24 protein-coding genes are annotated in these 24,559 nt (G+C 60.4%); 14 read left to right on the forward strand and 10 right to left on the reverse strand.

The features are described 5' to 3' along the window. Nucleotides 1–20: 20 nt before the first annotated feature. The 6 genes from ptsP to ACWKV5_RS04680 form a co-directional block, all read right to left on the reverse strand. Nucleotides 21–2,537, reverse strand: a complete 2,517-nt coding sequence (gene ptsP / locus ACWKV5_RS04655; protein WP_483840379.1) for a phosphoenolpyruvate--protein phosphotransferase — start codon at nt 2,535–2,537, stop codon at nt 21–23. Nucleotides 2,538–2,570: 33 nt separating this feature from the next. Further along, a complete protein-coding gene (locus ACWKV5_RS04660) occupies nt 2,571–3,593 on the reverse strand; it encodes an SIS domain-containing protein (protein WP_483840380.1) in 1,023 nt (340 codons plus the stop codon). Continuing rightward, nucleotides 3,574–4,680 (reverse strand): N-acetylglucosamine-6-phosphate deacetylase, encoded by a 1,107-nt coding sequence (nagA, locus tag ACWKV5_RS04665; RefSeq protein ID WP_483840381.1) that lies wholly within the window; start codon nt 4,678–4,680, stop codon nt 3,574–3,576. The genes ACWKV5_RS04660 and nagA overlap by 20 nt, the downstream gene beginning before the upstream one ends. A 17-nt stretch (nt 4,681–4,697) precedes the next feature. Then, nucleotides 4,698–5,429, reverse strand: coding sequence for a GntR family transcriptional regulator (locus ACWKV5_RS04670; RefSeq protein WP_483840382.1), 732 nt, complete (start codon nt 5,427–5,429; stop codon nt 4,698–4,700). 315 nt (nt 5,430–5,744) lie between these two features. Continuing rightward, entirely contained in the window at nt 5,745–6,248 is a 504-nt protein-coding gene (locus ACWKV5_RS04675) for a L,D-transpeptidase family protein (RefSeq protein ID WP_483840383.1), read from the reverse strand. 46 nt (nt 6,249–6,294) lie between these two features. Further along, complete coding sequence (locus ACWKV5_RS04680; protein WP_483840384.1) at nt 6,295–6,846, reverse strand: NUDIX hydrolase; 552 nt, start codon at nt 6,844–6,846, stop codon at nt 6,295–6,297. 146 nt (nt 6,847–6,992) lie between these two features. Here ACWKV5_RS04680 and ACWKV5_RS04685 point away from each other — a divergent pair, with 146 nt between their 5' ends. The 5 genes from ACWKV5_RS04685 to purT all read left to right on the forward strand — a co-directional run bounded on the left by ACWKV5_RS04685 (nt 6,993) and on the right by purT (nt 10,309). Further along, nucleotides 6,993–7,592, forward strand: coding sequence for a CoA pyrophosphatase (locus ACWKV5_RS04685; RefSeq protein ID WP_483840385.1), 600 nt, complete (start codon nt 6,993–6,995; stop codon nt 7,590–7,592). Nucleotides 7,593–7,645: 53 nt separating this feature from the next. Continuing rightward, nucleotides 7,646–8,170: a gamma carbonic anhydrase family protein gene (locus ACWKV5_RS04690; RefSeq protein ID WP_034154816.1), complete on the forward strand. Its 525-nt coding sequence runs from the start codon at nt 7,646–7,648 to the stop codon at nt 8,168–8,170. Next, nucleotides 8,167–8,382 carry a DUF1289 domain-containing protein gene (locus ACWKV5_RS04695; RefSeq protein ID WP_483840386.1) on the forward strand — a complete coding sequence of 72 codons (216 nt, stop codon included), beginning with the start codon at nt 8,167–8,169 and terminating at the stop codon, nt 8,380–8,382. The genes ACWKV5_RS04690 and ACWKV5_RS04695 overlap by 4 nt, the downstream gene beginning before the upstream one ends. Nucleotides 8,383–8,560: 178 nt before the next feature. Beyond that, nucleotides 8,561–9,028 carry a VUT family protein gene (locus ACWKV5_RS04700; protein WP_310263625.1) on the forward strand — a complete coding sequence of 156 codons (468 nt, stop codon included), beginning with the start codon at nt 8,561–8,563 and terminating at the stop codon, nt 9,026–9,028. 99 nt (nt 9,029–9,127) lie between these two features. Next, the gene (gene purT, locus ACWKV5_RS04705; protein ID WP_140666515.1) at nt 9,128–10,309 is read left to right on the forward strand and encodes a formate-dependent phosphoribosylglycinamide formyltransferase; all 1,182 of its coding nucleotides are present in this window, start codon (nt 9,128–9,130) and stop codon (nt 10,307–10,309) included. 87 nt (nt 10,310–10,396) lie between these two features. Here purT and ACWKV5_RS04710 read toward each other — a convergent pair whose 3' ends face one another. The 3 genes from ACWKV5_RS04710 to ACWKV5_RS04720 form a co-directional block, all read right to left on the reverse strand. Then, nucleotides 10,397–11,713, reverse strand: a complete 1,317-nt coding sequence (locus tag ACWKV5_RS04710) for an MFS transporter (protein ID WP_310263622.1) — start codon at nt 11,711–11,713, stop codon at nt 10,397–10,399. Between the two features lie 185 nt (nt 11,714–11,898). Next, nucleotides 11,899–13,134 (reverse strand): transporter associated domain-containing protein, encoded by a 1,236-nt coding sequence (locus tag ACWKV5_RS04715; protein ID WP_483840387.1) that lies wholly within the window; start codon nt 13,132–13,134, stop codon nt 11,899–11,901. 12 nt (nt 13,135–13,146) lie between these two features. After that, nucleotides 13,147–13,959, reverse strand: a complete 813-nt coding sequence (locus tag ACWKV5_RS04720; protein ID WP_140666509.1) for a cytochrome C assembly family protein — start codon at nt 13,957–13,959, stop codon at nt 13,147–13,149. Nucleotides 13,960–14,154: 195 nt separating this feature from the next. On the opposite strand from ACWKV5_RS04720, the gene ffh reads away from it, so the two are divergent. The 5 genes from ffh to rplS all read left to right on the forward strand — a co-directional run bounded on the left by ffh (nt 14,155) and on the right by rplS (nt 17,726). Further along, the gene (gene ffh / locus ACWKV5_RS04725; protein WP_027924907.1) at nt 14,155–15,531 is read left to right on the forward strand and encodes a signal recognition particle protein; all 1,377 of its coding nucleotides are present in this window, start codon (nt 14,155–14,157) and stop codon (nt 15,529–15,531) included. 250 nt (nt 15,532–15,781) lie between these two features. Beyond that, nucleotides 15,782–16,033 (forward strand): 30S ribosomal protein S16, encoded by a 252-nt coding sequence (gene rpsP, locus ACWKV5_RS04730; RefSeq protein ID WP_045059142.1) that lies wholly within the window; start codon nt 15,782–15,784, stop codon nt 16,031–16,033. A gap of 5 nt (nt 16,034–16,038) precedes the next feature. Further along, on the forward strand, nt 16,039–16,575 hold the full coding sequence (rimM, locus tag ACWKV5_RS04735) for a ribosome maturation factor RimM (RefSeq protein WP_008014731.1): 537 nt from the start codon (nt 16,039–16,041) through the stop codon (nt 16,573–16,575). After that, the gene (gene trmD / locus ACWKV5_RS04740; RefSeq protein ID WP_483840388.1) at nt 16,557–17,330 is read left to right on the forward strand and encodes a tRNA (guanosine(37)-N1)-methyltransferase TrmD; all 774 of its coding nucleotides are present in this window, start codon (nt 16,557–16,559) and stop codon (nt 17,328–17,330) included. The genes rimM and trmD overlap by 19 nt, the downstream gene beginning before the upstream one ends. Before the next feature lie 45 nt (nt 17,331–17,375). After that, nucleotides 17,376–17,726 carry a 50S ribosomal protein L19 gene (gene rplS, locus ACWKV5_RS04745; protein ID WP_003175895.1) on the forward strand — a complete coding sequence of 117 codons (351 nt, stop codon included), beginning with the start codon at nt 17,376–17,378 and terminating at the stop codon, nt 17,724–17,726. Between the two features lie 58 nt (nt 17,727–17,784). Here rplS and ACWKV5_RS04750 read toward each other — a convergent pair whose 3' ends face one another. Continuing rightward, nucleotides 17,785–19,596, reverse strand: coding sequence for a cation:proton antiporter (locus tag ACWKV5_RS04750; RefSeq protein ID WP_483840389.1), 1,812 nt, complete (start codon nt 19,594–19,596; stop codon nt 17,785–17,787). Between the two features lie 106 nt (nt 19,597–19,702). Between ACWKV5_RS04750 and xerD the strand changes: the two genes are divergently transcribed. The 4 genes from xerD to thrC all read left to right on the forward strand — a co-directional run bounded on the left by xerD (nt 19,703) and on the right by thrC (nt 24,518). After that, nucleotides 19,703–20,599, forward strand: coding sequence for a site-specific tyrosine recombinase XerD (gene xerD / locus ACWKV5_RS04755; RefSeq protein WP_483840390.1), 897 nt, complete (start codon nt 19,703–19,705; stop codon nt 20,597–20,599). 273 nt (nt 20,600–20,872) lie between these two features. Further along, the gene (gene dsbC / locus ACWKV5_RS04760) at nt 20,873–21,604 is read left to right on the forward strand and encodes a bifunctional protein-disulfide isomerase/oxidoreductase DsbC (protein ID WP_034149004.1); all 732 of its coding nucleotides are present in this window, start codon (nt 20,873–20,875) and stop codon (nt 21,602–21,604) included. Between the two features lie 133 nt (nt 21,605–21,737). Next, the gene (locus ACWKV5_RS04765; RefSeq protein ID WP_027924910.1) at nt 21,738–23,042 is read left to right on the forward strand and encodes a homoserine dehydrogenase; all 1,305 of its coding nucleotides are present in this window, start codon (nt 21,738–21,740) and stop codon (nt 23,040–23,042) included. A 66-nt stretch (nt 23,043–23,108) separates the two neighbouring features. Then, a complete protein-coding gene (gene thrC, locus ACWKV5_RS04770) occupies nt 23,109–24,518 on the forward strand; it encodes a threonine synthase (RefSeq protein WP_140666495.1) in 1,410 nt (469 codons plus the stop codon). Nucleotides 24,519–24,559: the final 41 nt, after the last annotated feature.

Consider the following 24,559-nt stretch of genomic DNA (forward strand, 5'->3'; position numbering starts at 1 on the left):
TTGTTTGAGAGTTGTTGTTTTCAGCTCAGAGGCCATTGCTGGTGACAGGCGTGACGCACGGCCGCAGCGCTGCTCAGTTTGAGCAGGTCGTGGCTGATGCGTCGGCATTCGGCGGCGTCGAGGTGGCGCACGCGGTCTTTGATTTCGCCGATTTGCACCGGGCTCACCGACAATTCGCTGACCCCCAGGCCGATCAACACCGGCGTCGCCAGCGGGTCGGAGGCGAGCGCGCCGCAGACGCCAACCCAACGGTTATGCACCGCCGCACCCGCGCAGGTCTGTGCGATCAAGCGCAGCAGCGCCGGGTGCAGGGCGTCGACGCGTGAAGCGAGGCCCGCGTGGTCGCGGTCCATGGCCAAGGTGTATTGCGACAAGTCGTTAGTGCCGATGGACAGGAAATCCGCATGTTCGGCCAAGTGCTCGGCCATTAATGCTGCGGCCGGGACTTCGATCATCACCCCAAGCTCCGGGCGTTCACTCACGCCGAGTTCAGAACACAACGCCTCAAGGCGCTTGCGAATGTGCAGCAGCTCGTCGACCTCGGTGACCATTGGCAACAGAATTCGGCAGCGCGATATCGGGTGAACATGCAGCAGTGCGCGCAGTTGCTGATCGAGCAATTCCGGACGCACTTGAGCCAGACGAATGCCGCGCAAGCCAAGCACCGGATTGGCCTCGACCGGCAGGGGCAAGTAGTCGAGTTGCTTGTCGCCGCCGACGTCGATGGTGCGGATGATCACCGATTTGTCGCCCATCGCATCGAGCACGGCTTGATAGGCGAGGCGCTGTTCCTGTTCATCCGGCGCGGTATTGCGATCCACGAACAGAAACTCGGTACGCAGCAGGCCGACACCGTCGGCGCCATTGGCCAGCGCATCGGCCGCTTCGGCGCTGGACGCGACATTGGCTGCCACCTCGATATGCACACCGTCGAGCGTCAGTGCGCGGGTGTGCGCTTGAGACTGTTGAAGCGCGCGGCGCTGCTGATGATCGAGTTGCGCCTGATGCACATCGGCCAAGCGTTCAGTGGTCGGTACCAGTTCGAGACGACCCCCGTCAGCGTCCAGCACCACCGATTGGCCTTGCTCCAGATTCAGCAGCGCCGAGCCCAGTGCAACCATGCAAGGCAAGCCTTTGCCGCGCGCAAGAATCGCCACGTGGGAGGTCGCACCACCCTCGGCCATGCACAACCCGGCGACGCCTTGCTGGCTGAGTTGCAACAGGTCGGACGGGGTCAGTTCGTGCGCCGCGACAATGGCACCCGCCGGCACGTCGTAATGCCAGGCCTCACCGAGCAAGGCGCGCAACACGCGTTGTTTGAGGTCGCGCAGATCATTGGCGCGCTCGGCCAGCAACGGGCTGCCGAGTTGCTGCAGAACTTCGCACTGGGCGTCGATTGACTGGCTCCAGGCGTGGGTCGCGGCGATGCCTTGGTCGATGGAGGTATTCGCCGCGTCCAGCAGTGCCGGATCTTCAAGCAGCGCGAGGTGCGCTGCAAAAATCGCTTCTTCGTCGGTGTGCTTGTGCTTTTTGGCCTGGGCCAGGGTGTGCTCGATTTCGCTACGCACGAGGGTCAGCGCGGTATCGAGCGCATGCCGTTGTTGCTCGGGATCATGATTACCTGCATCAACCGGCAGGCTGATGACGCTCAATCGAAACAGTGGCCCACCGACCAGACCGGGCGCGGCGCAAACACCGTGTAGCACACCGGCTTCGGCGGGACGATTGCGTTGGGCGATCGGCGTTGGCGCGGCGGCGTGGTTGTCTTCGGCCAGGGCGGTGGCCAGCGCGGTCAACAAGGCTTGCAACGCCGCTTCGGCATCTGCGCCCTGGCAACTGACTTGCACTTCATCCTGCTCGCCGATCGCCAGGCCCATCAGCCCGATCAAGCTGTCACAGGTCGCCGATTTACCGCCGAAATGCAGCTGCGATTTGCTCTTGAAACCTTGCGCGGTCTGACGAATCAGCGCCGCAGGGCGCGCATGTAAACCGCCGCGAAAGGCGACCTGGACATGCCCGTTCACTTCGATGCCCGAGGCGTCGGTTTCGACCATCGCACCGCAGGACTGCCGGCGAATAATGTGCAACAACGGCTCGCCGACCTTCACCGATTTGAGGGTGATTGGCCGTGCCTGAAATTCCTGGCTGTTGGTCAGGATCATCAGGCTGACCAGGCTTTTGCACTGCTGCGCAACCTTGTCCAGGTCATAGCGCAACAGCGGCTGGCCATTGCTGACCCGCGCGCCTTCCTTGACCAGCATCGAGAAGCCTTCGCCCTGCAACTCGACCGTGTCGAGGCCCAGGTGCAGCAACAGTTCGGCGCCGTTATCGGCACGCAAGGTAATCGCATGCCCGGTTCGGGCGACGTGCACGACGACGCCGGCGCAAGGGGCATGAAGGGTGTCGTTCAGGGGATCGATGGCGATCCCGTCGCCCATTGCGCCGCTGGCGAACACCGGGTCCGGGACCTTGGCGAGCGTGAGCACCGGGCCGCTGAGCGGGGCGCTGAGGGTCAGCTCTTTATTGTTGTTATGCATGGCTCGGTCTCATGAATAAAACGACGGTTTGGATCAATGGGTTCGGGTGACTTTGCTCAAATGACGCGGCTGGTCCGGGTCCATGCCGCGGGCAACCGCCAAACCGGCGGCCATGACGTAGAAACTCTGGATCGCCAGGATCGGATCAAGGGCCGGGTGTTCGGCGCGGGTCAGGGTGAGGTCGCGTTCGGCGATGTCATCGGGCGCGGCCAGCAATACGCGGGCGCCACGTTGGCGCATGTCGGCGGCGAGGCTCAACAAACCGGCCTGTTCGGCACCGCGTGGGGCGAAGATCAGCAGCGGATAGTGTTCGTCGATCAAGGCCATCGGGCCGTGGCGGACTTCGGCGCTGCTGAACGCTTCCGCCTGAATCGCCGAGGTCTCCTTGAATTTCAGCGCCGCTTCCTGGGCGATGGCGAACCCGGCGCCGCGACCGATCACCATCAGGCGTTGGCAATCGCGCAGGGCGTCGATGGCCACGCTCCAATCCTGCTGCGCGGCGTCACGCAGACCGTCCGGCAGGGCGTTGCCGGCTTCGAGCATTTCTACATCGTCTTTCCAGTGCGCGATCAGACGAGCGCTGGCGCTGAGCGTGGCGATAAAACTCTTGGTCGCGGCGACGCTGCTTTCGGTGCCGGCCAACAAGGGCAGGCTGAATTCACACGCTGCCTCCAGTGGCGAGCCTTCGGCATTGACCATGGAAATGCTCAGGGCACCACGCTTGCGCAACAGGCGCAGGCTGTTCACCAGATCAGGACTTTGCCCGGACTGCGAGAAGGCAAACGCCACCTGACCGCTGACTTTTAACGGCGCTTGCTGCATGGTCACCACCGACATCGGCAACGACGCCACCGGAATGCCCAGCAGTTGCATGGTCAGGTAGGCGAAGTAACTGGCGGCGTGGTCGGAGCTGCCACGGGCGACGGTCATCGCCACTTGCGGTGGTTGACGACGCAGGCGTCCGGCAATCTCGAGCATCTGCGGGTCGAGCTGTTGCAATTGGGCCTGCACGGCCTCGAACGAGGACAGCGCCTCTTCAAGCATTTTTGAAGTCAATGTCTTCTCCTTCGACCATGACGGCGGTCAGTGTGAGTGAGCGATCCAGCCGCACGCAGTCGGCCCAGCTGCCCGGTGTGAGGCGGCCGCGTTCTTCAAGGCCGAGGTAATCGGCGGGGAATTGCGAAAGACGTTGCGAGGCCTCGGCAATCGGCAAACCGATCTTCACCAGATTGCGCAACGCCTGGTCCATGGTCAGGGTGCTGCCGGCGAGGGTGCCGTCGGGCAGGCGCACGCCGCCCAGGCATTTGGTCACGGTGTGGCTGCCGAGCTTGTATTCACCGTCGGGCATGCCGGCGGCGGCGGTGGAGTCGGTCACGCAATACAGGCACGGAATCGAGCGCAGGGCCACGCGGATGGCGCCGGGGTGTACGTGCAACAGGTCCGGAATCAGCTCGGCATATTTGGCGTGGGCCAGTGCTGCGCCGACGATGCCCGGCTCGCGATGATGCAGCGGGCTCATGGCGTTGTAGAGGTGAGTGAAACTGCTCGCACCCGCCGCCAGCGCTGCGACGCCTTCCTCGTAGCTGCCGAGCGTATGGCCGATCTGCATGCGTACGCCGCGAGCGCTGAGGGCGCGGATCAAAGCGTCATGGCCGGCGATTTCCGGGGCGATGGTGATCACGCGGATCGGCGCCAGCGCCAGATACTCTTCGACTTCGGCCATCAACGCGGTGTGGGCGAAGTTCGGTTGTGCGCCGAGTTTGCCAGGGTTGATGTACGGGCCTTCTAGGTGCACGCCGAGTACCCGGGCGCTGCCTGTCGGGCGCGTCTCGCAGAACTCGCCGATCGCTTTGAGTACGCTGGAAATCTCTTCGCTCGGCGCGGTCATGGTGGTCGCCAGCAGCGACGTGGTGCCGAAGCGCACGTGGGTTCGGGTGATGGTCTCGAAGGCTGTTGCGCCTTCCATGATGTCTTTGCCGCCGCCGCCGTGGACGTGCAGGTCGATGAAACCCGGAAGCAGATAAGGCAAGTCATTGTCCGCCGGATCGCATGGCACGCCTTCGATCGACACGACTTTGCCGTGTTCGTGAATCAGCCGGCCGCGAATCCAGCCGTGGGCGGTGAGGATGTTGTCTTCGGTCATGATCGTTTTCCTGGCGCTTAGCGGCGAAGCTCTGCAACAAAGTCGTAGTAGTCGTTGCGGCAATAGGTGTCGGTGACTTCGATGGGCGTGTTGTCTTCCAGATAACCGACCCGGGTCATCAGCAACATGGCGGTGCCGGGGGCGATGCCGACCAGGGCGGCAAATTCATCCGAGGCGTTGATCGCCTGGATGTGTTGCAGCGCGCGCACGACCGGTTTGCCGATACCGTCGAGGAATTCGTAGAGGGAGTCGCCCACGGCTTGCGGCTTTGGAATGATCGAGGCAGGCAGGGTGCTCATCTCGATCGCCATCACGGTGTCGTCGGCTTTACGCAGGCGTTTGAGCCGCGCGACCTTGTCGTTGGGCGAGAGGCTCAGGCGAATCAGTTCTTCGTGGGTCGGCGGGGTGATTTCCCGTTCCAGCCATTGCGAACCGGGAACGAAGCCCTTGAGCCGGAGCATTTCGCTGAAACCCGAGAGCCGCGACAGCGGTTGTTCCAGGCGTGGGGTAATGAAGGTGCCGGAACCTTGATTGCGGCGGATCAGACCTTGCTCGAACAGCACTTCCAGCGCCTTGCGTGCGGTGACGCGGGAAATGCCGAGCATTTCGCTGAGGCTGCGTTCCGACGGCATGGCCTGTTCGGCTTTCCACTGGCCGGCATGGATGGCCGCTTCCAGATTGCGCGCCAGTTGCAGGTACAACGGCGTGGGTTGGGTGTCGTCGGGGCGTAAGGCCCGGAGGTCATTCATGTAGGTTTGGTCCGATGCGGATGTAGGATTGTTGTCGCCCGGTTGTGCGATGAAAACTAATACCACTTAAATACCATGTCAATGCCAGTGCTTTGTTGTGGGCGTAGGAAAGCCTGTCCTGATTGGCGGACTTATAGGCGGGTGGGTTGAAGTGGTATTAACGATGGCGGTTTTGAACGCAAAGATCGCAGTCCGTGGTGACGCTTGCGCGGGGAATTGGTATCACCCCGGCAGGCGTTGTCACAGGCTGCGATCTTTTGAAATTATTTTTTTGCTGGCGACCGAAGGTCGCCGTTTGTGGCGAGGGGGTGGACGTTACGGGCGGATTTCGATCATCGTGCCGTCCGGCACCAGGTTCCAGACTTCGCGCATGTCCATGTTGCGCATGGCGATGCAGCCGTCGGTCCAGTCCAGGGTGTGGAACAGGTCTTCAGGGGTGTCTTCCGTGTCCGGAGTGCCGTGGATCATGATCATGCCACCGGGATCGACACCTTCACGCCGCGAACGGGCGGAGTCGCTGATGTTCGGGTAGGAGATGTGCATGGCCAGGTTGAAGCGATCGCTGACCTTGCGCCAGTCCACCCAATAGAAACCTTCAGGCGTGCGTTTATCGCCCTCCATCAGCTTCGGCCCCTTGGGGTGTTTGCCCAGGGAGATGCGATAAGTCTTGAGCGGCTTGCCGTCATTGATCAATTGCAATTGATGGGCGGACTTGAGAATCAGGACTTTTTCGATGGCTTTGCCGTTCACGGTTTCCACGACGGAAGCCTGCGACATTGCGACGAACGACAAGCAGAACACGGCAAGCAACCAGCGCATTGAAACGATATCCCTAGAGGTGTCGGCTATTTTAGTTATAGATGTTTTAAGTGATGGCAGGCTGAGCAAGCGGCGGGATCGACTCGGACCGCACAGGGTAATCCTCGGCCCGCCGGTCAGCGAAGAAGCATTCTAAGGTACGGCCCACGGTGCGGAAAGCCAGGTCGGACCAAGGGATGTCGGCTTCTTCGAAAAGCTGCACTTCCAGGCTCTCTGGGCCGGCTGAAAAGTCCAGGTCCGCAAGCTCCGCGCGAAAGAACACATGCACCTGACTGATGTGCGGTACGTCGATCAGCGTATAGATGCTCAGGTTGCGTACCCGGGCGCAGGCTTCTTCGGCAGTCTCGCGAATGGCCGCCTGCTCGATGGTTTCACCGTTTTCCATGAAACCGGCCGGCAAGGTCCAGTAACCGCGCCGTGGCTCGATGGCGCGTCGACACAGCAACACTTTCGAACCCCAGGTCGCGACACAGCCGGCGACGATATTGGGGTTCTGGTAATGAATCGTATCGCAGCTGTCACAGACAAACCGCAGGCGCGAATCGCCTTCGGGAATGCGCTGGATCACCGGGTTGCCGCACTGACTGCAAAATTTCATGCTTGGGTTCCTGAATGCTGCGCCTATCTTGGCGTGCGGCGGTGTCAGTCGGCAAGTTGTCGTTTAGCGACATGCCGTGTTTATGGGGTTGGGCGGTCCGTTCGATTGGTGCATGATGCAGGGTAAGGCACAGATCGAGAGCACTCATGCTGGACGAGCTACTTCATCGGGTAAGCAACCACACGCCGACAACGCTGGAAACCGATAAACGTTTCCCCGAAGCCGCGGTCCTGGTCCCCATCACTCGCAGCGATGAACCGGAACTGGTGCTGACCCTGCGCGCCAGCGGGCTCTCGACCCATGGCGGTGAAGTCGCCTTCCCCGGCGGTCGCCGAGACCCCGAAGACCCCGACCTGATTTTCACTGCGCTACGTGAAGCCGAAGAAGAAATCGGCCTGCCGCCGGGGCTGGTCGAAGTCATCGGCCCGCTCAGCCCGCTGATCTCCCTGCACGGCATCAAGGTCACGCCCTATGTCGGCGTGATCCCGGACTTCGTCGAGTACCGGGCCAACGATGCCGAGATCGCAGCGGTCTTCAGCGTGCCGCTCGAATTCTTCCGCAAAGACCCCCGCGAACACACCCATCGTATCGATTACCAGGGCCGTAGCTGGTACGTGCCGAGCTATCGTTATGGCGAATACAAGATCTGGGGCCTGACGGCGATTATGATCGTCGAGTTGATCAACCTGCTCTATGACGCCAAAATCAGCCTGCATCAACCGCCCAAGAGTTTTATCAACACCTGAAGCCATCGTTCGTATGGCGTGAACCGAGCCTGCCTGGCCTTGAGGACAACAAGATGAAATATCGCCTGGGCGACGCCCGCGTCGAAACCCATCCGCAGAGCTGGGTCGCACCCAATGCCGTGCTGGTGGGCAAGGTCAAACTGGAAGAGGGCGCCAACGTCTGGTTCAACGCCGTGCTGCGCGGCGACAACGAACTGATCCTGATCGGCAAGAACAGCAACGTTCAGGACGGCACGGTGATGCACACCGACATGGGCTTCCCGCTGACCATCGGCACCGGCGTGACCATCGGCCACAACGCCATGCTGCATGGCTGCACCGTGGGCGACTACAGCTTGATCGGTATTAATGCAGTGATTTTGAACGGCGCGAAGATCGGCAAGAACTGCATCATCGGCGCCAATTCGCTGATCGGCGAAGGCAAGGAAATTCCCGACGGTTCGCTGGTCATGGGTTCGCCGGGCAAAGTGGTGCGGGAATTGACCGAACCGCAAAAAAAGATGCTCGAAGCCAGCGCCGCTCACTATGTGCATAACTCGCAGCGCTACGCCCGCGATCTGGTCGAGCAGGAAGAATGAGCGCCACAGAACGGCCAGTGCTCTCGCCCTGCGTGAATATTTGCGCACTGGATGACGATGATATTTGCACCGGATGTCAGCGCACGGTGGAAGAGATCACCCGCTGGAGCCGGATGACCAACGACGAGCGCCGCGCGGTGTTGGGGTTGTGTCATGAACGAGCGAAATCCAGCGGGTTGCTCTGGATGATTGGAACAAAATCGGATAAATGAGGTGCGGCCTTCGCGAGCAGGCTCGCTCCCACATTGAGTCGCATTCTTTCTGTTAGAACGCGGTCCCCTGTGGGAGCGAGCCTGCTCGCGAAGAGGCCTTCGCTGCCACCTCCGCGCTTGGTCCATCCTGTCTCCTGAAGTAACCTGTGCGCCAAATTGACAGGTATCCCCACGCCCCATGCTCTTCCTGATCGCTTACATCAGCAGCGTCGTGCTGATCAACTACGCCTTTTCCACCGCCCCACACCTTGACATTATCTGGTCGGCCTGGGGCGGGTTGGTGTTCGTGCTCCGCGACATGGTGCAAACCCGCTTCGGCCACGGCGCCATCGCCGCGATGCTGGCCGCGCTGGTGCTGTCCTACGTCACTTCCGATCCGTCCATAGCGTTGGCCAGCGCCACAGCGTTCGCGGTGTCCGAATGCATCGACTGGCTGGTGTTCAGCATCACCAAGCGTCCGCTGCACGATCGCCTGTGGATAAGTTCGGCGCTGAGCATTCCCCTCGATACCTTCATCTTCTTCGGCATGATCGACGCCTTCACCCCAGGCGTGATCCTCACCGCCATGGGCTCGAAGTTCGCTGGCGTGACCGCCGTGTGGCTGATCATGGCCTGGCGCTTGCGCAAACAGGCCGTCGTCAGCTGAAGCCAAACCCTGCGGTTCATGTAAAATGCCGCGCTTTCTCCCCATGGGAAGCGCGCCAGGCGTTGCATCCCTCGATGATCCGCTTCTTGAGGACCTGAGATGACCCGTATCGGAACTCCATTGTCGCCAACCGCGACCCGCGTATTGCTGTGTGGCTGTGGTGAGTTGGGCAAGGAAGTGGTGATCGAGCTGCAACGCCTGGGCGTTGAAGTGATTGCCGTCGACCGTTACGCCAACGCGCCGGCCATGCAAGTTGCCCATCGCAGCCACGTGATCAACATGCTCGACGGCGCCGCCCTGCGTGCAGTGATCGAAGCCGAGAAGCCGCACTTCATCGTGCCGGAAATCGAAGCCATTGCCACCGCCACGCTGGTCGAACTGGAAGCCGAAGGCTTCACCGTGATCCCGACCGCACGTGCTGCACAGCTGACCATGAACCGCGAAGGCATCCGTCGCCTGGCCGCCGAAGAGCTGGACCTGCCGACGTCGCCGTACCACTTCGCCGATACCTTCGAGGACTACAGCAAAGCCGTTGAAGACCTCGGCTTCCCGTGCGTGGTCAAGCCCGTGATGAGTTCGTCGGGCAAGGGCCAGAGCCTGTTGCGCAGCGCCGATGACGTCAAGACCGCGTGGGACTACGCGCAAGAAGGCGGTCGCGCCGGCAAAGGTCGCGTGATCGTCGAAGGGTTCATCGACTTTGACTACGAAATCACCCTGCTGACCGTGCGTCACGTCGGTGGCACCACATTCTGCGCGCCGGTCGGTCACCGTCAGGAGAAGGGCGACTATCAGGAATCGTGGCAGCCGCAAGCCATGAGCCCGGTTGCCCTGGCTGAGTCCGAGCGCGTGGCCAAAGCCGTGACCGAAGCCTTGGGTGGTCGTGGTCTGTTTGGCGTCGAGTTGTTCATCAAAGGGGATCAGGTGTGGTTCAGCGAAGTTTCGCCGCGTCCGCATGACACCGGCCTGGTGACCCTGATTTCCCAGGACCTGTCGCAATTCGCGCTGCACGCGCGGGCGATTCTGGGCCTGCCGATCCCGTTGATCCGTCAGTTCGGGCCTTCGGCTTCGGCGGTGATTCTGGTGGAAGGGCAGTCGACCCAGACTGCTTTCGCTAACCTGGGTGCGGCATTGAGTGAGCCGGACACGGCGTTGCGTCTGTTCGGCAAGCCTGAAGTGAATGGCCAGCGCCGGATGGGTGTGGCGTTGGCGCGGGATGAGTCGATTGAATTGGCTCGGGCTAAAGCGACCCGCGCTGCGCAGGCTGTTGTCGTCGAGCTGTAAACCGAGGCGCGGCATTCGCGAGCAGGCTCGCTCCCACAGGTTCGGTGTGATCCATGTGGGAGCGAGCCTGCTCGCGAAGCTTTTTCTTCAGGCGACTCGATTCAAATCGTTATGCCGTGTCTCCTTCAAGCACAGCACCGCAATCAAGCTCAGCACCGCCGCCCCCGACACATACCCTCCGACATAACTCAAACCACCCATCGCCACCAGTTTCTGCGCAAAGAACGGCGCCGCCGAGGCACCGACGATCCCACCGAGGTTGTAGGCCGCCGACGCACCGGTATAGCGAACGTGAGTCGGGAACAGCTCCGGCAGCAACGCGCCCATCGGCGCAAACGTCACGCCCATCAGAAACAGTTCGATGCACAGAAACAGCGCCACACCCCAAGTTGAGCCGTGAGTCAGCAGCGGTTCCATCAAGAATCCGGACAGAATCGCCAGCACGCCACCGATGATCAGCACCGGTTTGCGCCCGTAACGGTCGCTGGCCCATGCCGACAGCGGCGTTGCTGCGGCCATGAACAGCACGGCGAAGCACAACAGGGCGAGGAAGGTTTCACGGGTATAGCCGAGGGTCGACACCCCATAACTCAGCGAAAACACCGTCGAGATGTAGAACAGTGCGTAGCACACCACCATCGACCCGGCGCCCAGCAGCATCGGTGCCCAGTATTGGCTGAACAGCTCGACCAGCGGGATTTTCACCCGCTCCTGACGGGCCATGGCATTGGCGAACACCGGGGTTTCGTGGAGCTTGAGGCGCACGTACAACCCGACCATCACCAGAACGGCGCTGAGCAGGAAGGGGATCCGCCAGCCCCACGAGCGGAATTGTTCGTCATTCAGGGTCATGGCCAGGGTCAGGAACAGCCCGTTTGCTGCCAGAAAACCAATCGAAGGGCCAAGCTGCGGGAACATGCCGAACCAGGCACGTTTGCCCTTGGGCGCATTCTCGGTCGCCAGCAACGCCGCACCGCCCCATTCACCGCCCAGTCCCAGGCCCTGGCCAAAGCGCAGCACACACAGCAGGATCGGCGCCCAGGCGCCAATGCTGTCGTAACCCGGCAACACACCGATCAACGTGGTGCAGACGCCCATCAGCAGCAGCGAGGCCACAAGGGTAGATTTGCGCCCGATACGGTCACCGAAATGGCCGAATAGCGCTGAACCCAGTGGTCGCGCAAGAAAGGCGATGCCGAAGGTGAGGAACGCCGACAGCATTTGCGCGGTGCCGGAGGTCTGCGGAAAGAACACCGGCCCGATCACCAGCGCAGCCGCAGTGGCATAGACGTAGAAGTCGTAAAACTCGATGGCGGTGCCGATGAAGCTCGCGGTGGCCACCCGGGTGGCAGAGTTCGTCGGTTGCGCAGGCGTGGTTTCGGTATAAGTCGTGCTGGTCGTCATGCGGTTATCCCTGACAGTCATGTGCCCCAGTGGAGCGAATTATTATGGTCGAACACCCAGGGATGTGGGTTTTGATGCGGCGTGCGGGTAGCACTGGGGTGGGGCGTGGCTTGGGTAAGCGCCCCGATTATAGGAAGGCGCCTGACGATTCAACAAGGGGCTCGCCACAGGGTAATGTGTCGGCTTTAGATGACGGCTGGCACCGAGCTGGTATGCCAGATCAGCACCCGCGTGACGCGGTTATCTTCGGTTTCCAGAATCTCCAGCCGGTAGCGACCGATCTTCAGGCATACCGCGCTGTCCGGAATGGTCTCCAGGGCCTCGGTCACCAACCCGTTAAGGGTTTTCGGACCGTCGCTAGGGAGATGCCAGCCCAGGCTCTTGTTCAGATCGCGAATCGACGCCGCACCATCGATCACCAGACGCCCGTCGGCCTGGGGATGGATGTGTGGGTTGTGCAGGTTGTGCTGGCTTTCGAACTCGCCGACGATTTCTTCCAGAATGTCTTCCAGGGTGACGATGCCAAGCACTTCGCCGTATTCGTCGACCACCATGCCCAAGCGCCGTTGCTGCTTGTGGAAATTCAGCAGCTGTAGCTGCAGCGGAGTGCTTTCCGGGACGAAATAAGGGTCGTGGCTGGCCGCCATCAGCGCTTCCATGGTCAGGCTGGCATCGGGCAGCAAATGACGGATGTGCCGGGTATTGAGCACCGCTTCGACCTGGTTGATGTCGCTGTGGAAGACCGGCAGGCGCGTGCGTTTGTTGTGGCGCAGTTGCTCGATGATTTCTTCAATTGGATCGTCGAGGTTGATGCCGTCGACGTCACTGCGCGGCACCAGAATGTCGTTAACCGTGATGTTGTCCAGCGCGTGGATGCCGGACAGCGGGTGCGGGCGGCAGGCACCGTGGTCGTGATCGTCGTGCCGATCCCCTGGGAGCTCGTCTTCGCTCTGCTGTACCACTTTGACTTTGCGGGCGAACGGTCGCATCAGCAACTGGCTGATGGCGTTGAGCAGCCAGGCGGCCGGGTAGATGATTTTCAGAGGAACACCGAGCAACGTGTTGCCCAGGTTCAGCACGGCGTCAGGGTAGCGAGTGGCGAAGGTGCGCGGCAGGTAGTCGGCGAATATCAGCAGTGCGGCGCCAGCGCCAATGCAGGCAGCCCACGGACCATTGGCCGACCAAGTGAAAATCGCCAGCAAGGTGCTGATCACCATGACCAGCGCGCGACACAGGGTATTGCAGAAGATCAGGCTGTTGAGCGGAAAGCTCAGCTTCGCCACCGGTTTGTCGCTCGAACGCGAGGCGGTGCGCTGGGCCAGCAAATGCTGTTGTGCCACTTCGATGGCGGTAAACAGCCCCGACCATAAAATCAGCAGGGCCAATACCGCGAGCATCGGCCCTATGGGCAAGTCGTCCATTAATGCCGCTCGTCAGATATGCAGGATGTATTCACGAACCAGCTTGCTGCCGAAATACGCCAACATCAGCAGGCAGAAACCGGCGAGGGTCCAGCGAATCGCCTTGTGTCCACGCCAGCCGAGGCGGTTACGGCCCCATAGCAGCACGCTGAAGACAATCCAGGCCAGGCACGCCAGCAAGGTTTTATGCACCAGATGCTGGGCGAACAGGTTGTCGACAAACAGCCAGCCGGAGATCAATGACAACGATAGCAGGGTCCAGCCGGCCCACAGGAAACCGAACAACAGGCTTTCCATGGTTTGCAGCGGCGGGAAGTTCTTGATCAGTCCTGACGGATGCTTGTGCTTGAGCTGGTGGTCTTGAACCAGCAGCAGCAACGCCTGGAACACCGCGATGGTGAACATGCCGTAAGCGAGGATCGACAAGAGTATATGGGCGAGGATGCCCGGTTCTTCGTCGATGACCTGCACAGTGCCGGCCGGCGCGAACTGCGCCAGCAACACGGTCGCGGCCCCCAGCGGGAACAGCAATACGAGCAGGTTTTCCACCGGGATCCGCGAGCAGGCCAGCAGGGTCAATGCGATGACCGCCGCGGCAATCAGGCTGGCGGCGCTGAAAAAGTCCAGGCCCAGGCCGATCGGCGTCAGAAGGTGGGTGAGCAGGCTGGCGCTGTGGGCCAGTACGGCCAGCACGCCGAGCGTGACCAGCAGGCGCTTGTTCGCCTTGGCGCCGGTGGCCAGACGAGAGCCCTGATAAAGAGTCGCAGCGGCATATAAGCAGGCGGCGGCGAGGGTGGTAAGCAAACTGGGTGACAAGGGGAGCATAAATCCTGTTAGGCAAGCCCGAAAGGCGCTGAGTTTGGCATAGAACCCCCGCCGCACGAAAGTGTGAGGTGTCCGCCAGACGCAGTCTTCGCTATAATCCGCGACCTGCCCACGCCGCAGGCTCGCCGAGCACATGTTTATTCCGGTCTGGGCCGCCATTATCCCGGTCTACACAGGGCCTGAAAGGATCGCGCAATGTTTGAAAACTTAACCGACCGTCTCTCGCAGACGCTGCGCCATGTCACCGGCAAGGCCAAGCTGACCGAGGACAACATCAAAGACACCCTGCGCGAAGTGCGCATGGCGTTGCTCGAAGCCGACGTCGCCTTGCCAGTGGTCAAAGACTTCGTCAATTCGGTCAAGGAACGCGCTGTCGGCACCGAGGTGTCGCGCAGCCTGACGCCGGGCCAGGCCTTTGTGAAGATCGTCCAGGCCGAGCTCGAAAGCCTGATGGGCGCGGCCAACGAAGACCTGAACCTGAGCGCCGTTCCACCTGCCGTGATCCTGATGGCCGGTTTGCAGGGCGCGGGTAAAACCACCACCGCCGGCAAGCTGGCGCGCTTCCTTAAAGAGCGCAAGAAGAAGTCGGTCATGGTCGTGTCCGCGGACGTTTACCGTCCAGCGGCGATCAAACAGCTGGAAATGCTTGCCGGTGAAGTCGGTGTGACCTTCTTCCCGTCCGACCTGAGCCAGAAACCGGTCGACATCGCGCAAGCGGCTATTAAAGAAGCAAAACTGAAATTCATCGACGTGGTCATCGTCGACACCGCCGGTCGTCTGCACATCGACGAAGAGATGATGGGCGAGATCAAGGCGCTGCACGCCGCGATCAACCCGGTCGAAACCCTGTTCGTGGTTGACGCCATGACCGGCCAGGATGCTGCCAACACCGCCAAGGCGTTTGGTGATGCATTGCCGCTGACCGGCGTGATCCTGACCAAGGTCGACGGCGATGCCCGGGGCGGTGCCGCGCTGTCGGTTCGCGCCATCACCGGCAAACCGATCAAGTTCATCGGTATGGGCGAGAAGAGCGACGCGCTCGATCCGTTCCACCCTGAGCGTATCGCTTCGCGCATCCTCGGCATGGGCGACGTGCTCAGCCTGATCGAACAGGCCGAAGCGACCCTGGACAAGGACAAGGCCGACAAACTGGCCAAGAAACTGAAGAAGGGCAAGGGGTTCGACCTCGAAGACTTCCGCGATCAGTTGCAACAAATGAAGAACATGGGCGGCCTCGGCGGCCTCATGGACAAACTGCCGAACATCGGCGGCGTGAACCTGGCGCAGATGGGCAATGCCCAGGGCGCGGCAGAAAAGCAATTCAAGCAGATGGAAGCCATCATCAACTCCATGACCCCGGCCGAGCGCCGCGACCCTGAGATGATCAGCGGTTCGCGCAAGCGCCGGATTGCCATGGGTTCCGGCACTCAAGTGCAGGACATTGGTCGCTTGATCAAGCAACACAAGCAGATGCAGAAGATGATGAAGAAATTTTCCGCGAAAGGCGGAATGGCCAAAATGATGCGCGGCATGGGCGGTATGTTGCCCGGCGGCGGCATGCCTAAAATGTAAAGAATTCGCGCAAGGGCTTGCTCTTGCGCAACCCCACACGGAAGTGGGATCTCCAGCAAACCCGCACTTGGCGGGAGCTGACTGGCCGTTTTTAACGACGGCTCTATAGCAAATCTGGATGGCGTCCGATAGGCCGCCGGAAAAAGACATTTGCAAAAGTCCGGATATTCCTTAGAATATGCGGCCTTTCGGGCACCTATGCCCGCTGTGCCTTTAGATTTGCAGCACCGACTACAGGAACGATGTTCACATGCTAACAATCCGTCTTGCCCTTGGCGGCTCCAAAAAGCGCCCGTTTTACCACTTGACCGTAACCGACAGCCGCAACCCGCGCGACGGTTCGCACAAGGAACAGGTTGGTTTCTTCAACCCTGTTGCTCGTGGTCAAGAAGTCCGTCTGTCCGTGAACCAAGAGCGCGTAGCCTACTGGCTGAGCGTTGGTGCACAACCTTCTGAGCGTGTTGCTCAGTTGTTGAAGGACTCGGCTAAGGCTGCGGCCTGAGCAATATGAACGCGACGCCAGCTGTTGCTGATGATTTGATCGTTATTGGCAAAATTTATTCGGTCCATGGCGTTCGCGGCGAAGTGAAGGTGTATTCCTTTACTGATCCGACAGAAAACCTGTTGCAGTACAAAACCTGGACGCTCAAGCGCGAAGGCAATGTGAAACAGGTCGAGCTGGTCAGCGGACGTGGGAACGACAAGTTCCTGGTCGCGAAGCTCAAGGGTCTTGATGATCGTGAAGAAGCTCGTCTTCTGGCCGGTTACGAGATCTGTGTGCCGCGCAATCTGTTCCCTGAATTGACCGACGGCGAGTACTACTGGTACCAGCTGGAAGGTCTGAAGGTTATTGATCAACTCGGGCAATTGCTCGGGAAAATCGATCATCTTCTGGAAACCGGCGCCAATGATGTAATGGTGGTCAAGCCTTGCGCTGGCAGCCTGGATGATCGCGAACGCCTGTTGCCCTATACGGAGCAATGCGTGTTGGCCGTCGACCTTGCCGCAGGCGAGATGAAGGTGGAATGGGATGCGGACTTCTAAGCGTGGCTAACTTGCGCGTAGAAGTGATCAGTTTGTTTCCCGAGATGTTCTCCGCCATCAGCGAGTACGGCATCACCAGTCGGGCGGTGAAACAGGGGCTCTTGCAGCTCACCTGTTGGAACCCGCGAGACTACACGACGGATCGACATCACACTGTGGATGATCGCCCATTTGGCGGTGGTCCGGGCATGGTGATGAAGATCAAGCCCCTGGAAGATGCTCTGGTTCAGGCCAAGGCAGCAGCCGGGGAGGCGGCGAAGGTAATTTACCTGTCCCCCCAAGGCCGTCAACTGACTCAGTCGGCGGTGCGCGAGTTGGCGAATCTGGATGCATTGATCCTGATTGCCGGCCGCTATGAAGGCATTGACGAGCGATTTATTGAAGCTTATGTCGATGAAGAGTGGTCGATTGGCGACTATGTACTGTCTGGCGGCGAGCTGCCGGCGATGGTCCTGATCGATGCGGTTACACGACTGCTGCCTGGAGCTTTAGGGCATGCGGACTCCGCCGAGGAAGATTCCTTTACGGATGGTTTGCTGGATTGCCCGCACTACACCCGACCGGAGGTGTATGCGGATCAGCGTGTTCCCGACGTGTTGCTAAGTGGCAATCACGCGCATATCCGGCGTTGGCGTTTACAGCAGTCCCTTGGTAGGACCTTTGAACGACGCGCCGATCTTCTGGAAAGCCGCTCGCTTTCTGGAGAAGAGAAGAAGCTGCTCGAGGAATACATCCGCGAGCGGGACGATAGTTAACAACGTATCGATGGTAAATCCGACGATTTACCTTAGGAGCACAGCATGACTAACAAAATCATCCTTGCACTCGAAGCAGAGCAGATGACCAAAGAGATCCCTACCTTTGCCCCGGGCGACACTATTGTCGTTCAGGTGAAAGTGAAGGAAGGCGACCGTTCGCGTCTGCAAGCGTTCGAAGGTGTTGTTATCGCCAAGCGTAACCGCGGCGTAAACAGTGCATTCACCGTTCGTAAAATCTCCAACGGTGTTGGCGTAGAGCGTACTTTCCAGACCTACAGCCCGCAAATCGACAGCATGGCCGTTAAACGTCGCGGTGACGTACGTAAAGCCAAGCTGTACTACCTGCGTGACCTGTCCGGTAAAGCAGCTCGCATCAAGGAAAAACTGGCTTAAGTCCAGCTTCCGATGCAGAAAAAAGCAGCCTTCGGGCTGCTTTTTTGTTGTCTGCGATTTACGCCGCGGCGCTATCTTCAGGCTGAATCAACGCCAACACCGTCCACCCTGCCGAAGGCCTGACCGCGCTGTCCGGCGTCACCACATGCACCCAGCCGCTGTCATCGCGAGCAAACAACAACGTCGCCCGCTCACCATGCAACGCCTGATAATCTTCCCAGCCAAATCCATCGGTCAGGTGCGTGCTGTACAACTGCGCCCCCTGATGCAGTTGATTGGCCAGCTTGACGTAAGTTAACTCCTCATTGCCCAGCAAACGCCCGCGATGCTCATGGCTGGCGCGATGCTTGTCGGTGCGTCGGCTCTCCTGGCCGCTGGCCAGCCCGAACAAGCGTTGATGACCAAAGTCATGACGAAAGCGCATCGATGCCAGTGTGTTCAGTTCGCCGGACGGCGACAGTGTCAGCAAATGCCCCAGCCCGACCAGGTCCAGGTGCGCATCTGCATGCTGCGACGCTGGATTACCGAAGTACGTCGGCAATCCGTCCATGCGCGCCGCCCGAATATTTTCCCAACTCGAGTCTGTCAGGAGCACTCGACTGCCCAGTTGCTGCAAGGCTTTGCCCAAGGTTCGCGCCGGAGCGTTGGCCCCGACGATCAGGAAACCGCTGGGCGCCGGCTCAGCCACTTTCAACAACCGCGCCAAGGGCCGAGCCGTTGCACTTTGCAGCACCACGGTGCCAATGATCACGGCAAACGTCAGCGGCACCAGCAGCAAGGCGCTTTGGTGACCGGCCTCGTGCAGGCGAATCGCGAAAATCGCTGACACGGCCGCTGCAACGATCCCGCGCGGCGCTATCCACGACAGCAGCGCCCGTTCGCGCCAGCTCAAATTCGAGCCCAGGGTGGAGAGCATCACGTTCAAGGGGCGGGCGATAAACTGAATGATCAGCAGCAGGATCAGCACCAGCGGCCCGAGGCCGATCATGGCGTTCAGATCGAGGCGCGCCGCCAGCAAGATGAACAGCCCCGAAATGAGGAGCACGCTGAGGTTTTCCTTGAAGTGCAGGATATGTCGCACATCCACGCCTTTCATGTTGGCCAGCCACATACCCATCAAGGTCACGGCCAGCAGGCCGGACTCATGCATTACTTCGTTGGCGGCGATAAAAATGCTCAGAACCGCAGCCAACGCGGCCAGGTTGTGCAGGTACTCCGGCAGCCACTGGCGCCGAATAATCATGCCGAGCACCCAGCCGCCGGCAACCCCGAACACGCTGCCGCACAGAATCACGCCGCCGAAGGTCAGCAGGCTGTGGCTCAAGCCTTCACCCGCCGCACTGGCGATGATGAAGCTGTAGACCACCACGGCGAGCAGGGCGCCAATCGGGTCGATGACGATGCCTTCCCAGCGCAGGATGTTGGCGATCGAGGCTTTCGGCCGCACCACGCGCAACATCGGCACGATCACAGTAGGGCCGGTCACCAGCGTCAGGCTGCCGAAGAGGATGGCGAGCAACCAGTCGAAACCCAGCAGGTAATGGGTCGCGACGGCGATGACCACCCAGGTCGAGAGCGCGCCGATGGTGACCAGTCGATGCACCACGCTACCAATCTCGCGCCATTCCGACAGATGCAGCGTCAAGCTGCCTTCAAACAGGATCAGTGCCACCGCCAGCGATACCAGTGGCATCAGCAGCGGCCCGAACATGGCTTGCGGGTCGAGCCAGCCCAGAATCGGCCCCACCAGAATGCCGGTCAGCAGCAGGAAAAGAATCGCCGGCAATTTCAGGCGCCACGCCAGCCACTGACAACCCAACGCCGCTGCGCCGATACCGCCAATCGCCAACAGAATCTGCTGTTCGTTCATTGAAGCTCCTGTTCCTTGAAGTAGCCGGCTATGAAAGACTAGCGGCCATTTATTCCGTTCACCCTTTTTTCGCACGCCGTCTCAAGACTGCGTGTCTAGAGCGATCATGCCTGCTATCGATCATCCCCTGATAGACCAGTTCCTCGACGCCCTGTGGCTGGAGAAAGGTCTTTCCGACAACACCCGCGATGCCTATCGCAGTGACCTGGCCCTGTTCAACGGCTGGCTGCAGGAGAAGGGCCTGGAGTTGGTCAATGCCGGCCGCGAGTTGATCCTCGATCACCTGGCCTGGCGCCTGGAGCAGAACTACAAACCCCGTTCCACCGCGCGATTTCTCTCGGGCGTGCGTGGCTTTTATCGCTATTTGCTGCGGGAAAAGTTGATTGCCGTCGACCCGACCTTGCGCGTCGACATGCCTCAGTTGGGTAGGCCGTTGCCTAAATCCCTATCGGAATCCGACGTCGAAGCCTTGCTCAAGGCGCCGGACTTGAGCGAAGCCATCGGCCAGCGTGATCGCGCCATGCTCGAAGTGCTTTACGCCTGTGGCTTGCGAGTGACGGAGCTGATCAGCCTGACGCTGGAGCAAGTCAACCTGCGCCAGGGCGTGCTTCGGGTGATGGGCAAGGGCAGCAAGGAGCGACTGGTACCGATGGGAGAGGAGGCGATTGTCTGGGTTGAACGCTACATGCGTGATGCCCGTGGCGAACTGCTCAGTGGTCGTCCCAGCGATGTGTTGTTTCCCAGTCAGCGCGGCGAGCAGATGACCCGCCAGACGTTCTGGCACCGCATCAAGCACCAGGCGAAGGTCGCCGGAATCGGCAAGTCGCTGTCGCCGCACACCTTGCGCCACGCCTTCGCCACGCACCTGCTCAACCACGGCGCCGACCTGCGTGTGGTGCAAATGCTGCTCGGCCACAGCGATTTGTCCACCACCCAGATCTACACCCACGTCGCCCGGGCGCGCTTGCAAGACCTGCACGCCAAACACCATCCGCGCGGTTGATGAGTATTCATGGATGAATGGCACTTGTGGCGAGGGAGCTTGCTCCCGCTTGAGTGCGCAGCACTCACAAAATCTTCGCCGTTCCTAGAATTTTAGGGCCGCTTCGTAGCCCAGCGGGAGCAAGCTCCCTCGCCACAATGTCTTGTGTCAGCTCCATTCGGCCACAACGACCTTATGTGGTAGGCTTTGCCGGTTTGTACGATGGGCGGTTATGACCCGGTGTTTCGGCACGGGCGTTCTGATCGTCCCATTTGTCCGCCTTCAGGAGTTCTCATGCGTCTGACCCAGATTTTCGCCGCCGCCGCCATTGCGTTGGTCAGCACCTTTGCCGTCGCCGATGACGCGGCCGACAAAGCCATTCGTAAAAGCCTGGAAAACCTCCAGCTCGAAGTACCGGTAGAAAGCATCTCCGCCAGTCCGCTGCCTGGCCTGTACGAAGTCAAACTGCAAGGCAGCCGTGTGCTCTACGCCAGCGCCGACGGCCAATATGTGGTTCAGGGCTACATGTTCCAGCTCAAGGACGGCAAACCGGTCAACCTGACCGAGAAGACCGAACGCCTGGGCGTGTCCAAACTGGTCAACGCGATCCCGGTTGCGGAAACCGTGGTCTACCCGGCCATTGGCGAAACCAAATCGCACATCACCGTGTTCACCGACACCACCTGCCCGTACTGCCACAAACTGCACGCCGAAGTGCCTGAGCTGAACAAGCGCGGCATCGAAGTGCGCTACGTTGCGTTCCCGCGCCAGGGCCTGGGCTCGCCGGGTGACGAGCAGCTGCAAGCGGTCTGGTGCTCCAAAGACAAGAAAGCGGCCATGGACAAAATGGTCGATGGCAAGGAAATCAAGGCCGCCAAATGCGATAACCCGGTTTCCAAACAATTTGCCCTCGGTCAGTCGATCGGCGTGAACGGCACACCGGCCATCGTTTTGGCCGACGGTCAGGTCATTCCGGGCTACCAGCCTGCGCCACAAGTCGCCAAACTGGCACTGGGCGCGAAGTAAATTCGCATCGTCACGGTCAGCCATTGACGATCGTGGTCCGGCAGCGTCATCGCCGGGCCATTAATAGAGAACCGCGAGCACGCGGTTGTTTTCACGGCCGACCTTGAGTCGGCCGTTTTATGGGGAGTTCACAGTGAAACCGGTCAAAGTAGGCATCTGTGGGTTAGGAACCGTCGGTGGCGGTACCTTCAACGTACTTCAGCGCAACGCCGAGGAAATTGCTCGTCGTGCCGGGCGTGGAATCGAAGTGGCACAAATTGCCATGCGCACGCCAAAGCCTCAGTTCCAGACGACCGGTATTGCGATTACCAACGATGTCTTCGAAGTGGCCACGAACCCTGAGATCGACATCGTTATAGAGCTGATGGGCGGCTACACCGTTGCCCGCGAGCTGGTACTCAAGGCCATCGAGAATGGCAAGCATGTGGTCACCGCGAACAAGGCATTGATTGCCGTTCACGGTAATGAAATTTTCGCCAAGGCTCGCGAGAAAGGCGTGATCGTGGCGTTCGAAGCGGCTGTGGCCGGTGGCATTCCGGTGATCAAGGCGATCCGTGAAGGCCTGTCCGCCAACCGCATCAACTGGGTCGCTGGCATCATCAACGGCACCGGCAACTTCATCCTCACCGAAATGCGTGAGAAAGGTCGCACCTTCGAAGACGTGCTGGCCGAGGCGCAAGCCCTGGGCTACGCCGAAGCCGATCCGACCTTCGACGTTGAAGGCATCGACGCGGCTCACAAGCTGACGATCCTGGCGTCCATCGCGTTCGGTATCCCGCTGCAGTTCGACAAGGCTTACACCGAAGGCATCACCAAGCTGACCACCGCTGACGTGAACTACGCCGAAGCGCTGGGCTACCGCATCAAGCACCTCGGCGTGGCTCGCAGCACAGCCGCCGGTATCGAGTTGCGCGTGCACCCGACGCTGATTCCGGCCGATCGCCTGATTGCCAACGTCAACGGCGTGATGAACGCCGTCATGGTCAACGGCGATGCGGCCGGTTCGACGCTGTTCTACGGCGCTGGCGCTGGCATGGAGCCAACCGCTTCGTCGGTGATCGCCGACCTGGTGGACGTGGTTCGCGCCATGACCTCCGACCCGGAAAACCGCGTACCGCACCTGGCCTTCCAGCCGGATTCGCTGTCGGCGCACCCGATCCTGCCGATCGAAGCCTGCGAAAGCGCCTACTACCTGCGCATTCAGGCCAAGGACCATCCGGGCGTGTTGGCCCAGGTGGCGAGCATCCTGTCGGAGCGCGGCATCAACATCGAATCGATCATGCAGAAAGAAGTGGAAGAGCATGACGGTCTGGTGCCAATGATCCTGCTGACGCACCGTGTGCTGGAACAGCACATGAACGACGCGATTGCTGCCCTTGAAGCGTTGACCGGTGTGGTCGGTCCGGTTGTACGGATCCGCGTCGAGCACCTGAACTAAGCCGTTATCGTTCACCGGGCCTGCGTGCGGGCCCGGGTTTGCGAACACTGTCTATTGGAGCCAGTCATGCGTTATATCAGTACCCGCGGCCAGGCACCGGCCCTGAATTTCGAAGACGTCCTGCTGGCCGGTCTCGCCACCGACGGCGGTCTGTACGTCCCGGAAAACCTGCCACGTTTCACCCAGGAAGAAATCGCTTCGTGGGCCGGCCTGCCGTATCACGAACTGGCTTTCCGGGTGATGCGCCCGTTCGTTACCGGCAGCATTCCTGACGCCGATTTCAAAAAAATCCTCGAAGAAACCTACGGTGTATTTTCTCACAACGCCGTGGCACCGTTGCGTCAGCTGAACGGCAACGAATGGGTGCTGGAGCTGTTCCATGGCCCGACCCTGGCGTTTAAAGACTTCGCCCTGCAACTGCTCGGTCGTTTGCTCGACTACGTGCTGGAAAAGCGCGGTGAGCGCGTGGTGATTGTCGGCGCTACTTCCGGCGACACCGGTTCGGCCGCCATCGAAGGCTGCAAGCACTGCGAAAACGTCGACATCTTCATCCTGCACCCGCACAACCGTGTGTCCGAAGTGCAGCGTCGCCAGATGACGACCATCTTCGGCGAGAACATCCACAACATCGCCATCGAAGGCAACTTCGATGACTGCCAGGAAATGGTCAAGGCGAGCTTCGCCGACCAGAGCTTCCTCAAGGGCACGCGCCTGGTCGCGGTGAACTCGATCAACTGGGCGCGGATCATGGCCCAGATCGTTTACTACTTCCACGCCTCGCTGCAATTGGGTGGCCCGGCGCGCTCGGTGTCGTTCTCGGTGCCGACCGGCAACTTCGGCGACATCTTCGCCGGTTACCTGGCGCGCAACATGGGCCTGCCGATCAACCAGTTGATCGTCGCCACCAACCGCAACGACATCCTGCACCGCTTCATGAGCGGCAACCAGTACGTCAAGGAAACCCTGCACGCCACGCTGTCGCCGTCGATGGACATCATGGTCTCGTCGAACTTCGAACGCCTGCTGTTCGACCTGCACGGTCGCAACGGCGCAGCGATTGCCGGGCTGATGGACAGCTTCAAGCAGGGTGGCGGTTTCAGCGTCGAACAGGAACGCTGGACCGAAGCCCGCAAGCTGTTCGATTCCCTGGCCGTGGATGACGCACAAACCTGCGAAACCATCGCTGAAGTGTACGAGCAAACCGGCGAGCTGCTGGACCCGCACACGGCCATCGGCGTGAAGGCTGCGCGCGAGTGCCGTCGCAGCCTGGACATTCCAATGGTGATCCTTGGCACGGCCCATCCGGTCAAATTCCCGGATGCCGTGCAGAAAGCCGGTGTAGGAAAAGCGCTTGAACTCCCTACACATCTTTCTGATTTGTTTGAGAGAGATGAGCGTTGCACCGTGTTGCCAAACGACCTGAAAGCCGTGCAGGCCTTTGTCAGTCAGCATGGCAACCGTGGCAAGCCGTTGTAACCGGTAAAAGCTGTCACATTTTGAAGCCCGTCTCCTGACGG

It is taken from the genome of Pseudomonas oplopanacis (assembly GCF_057128725.1).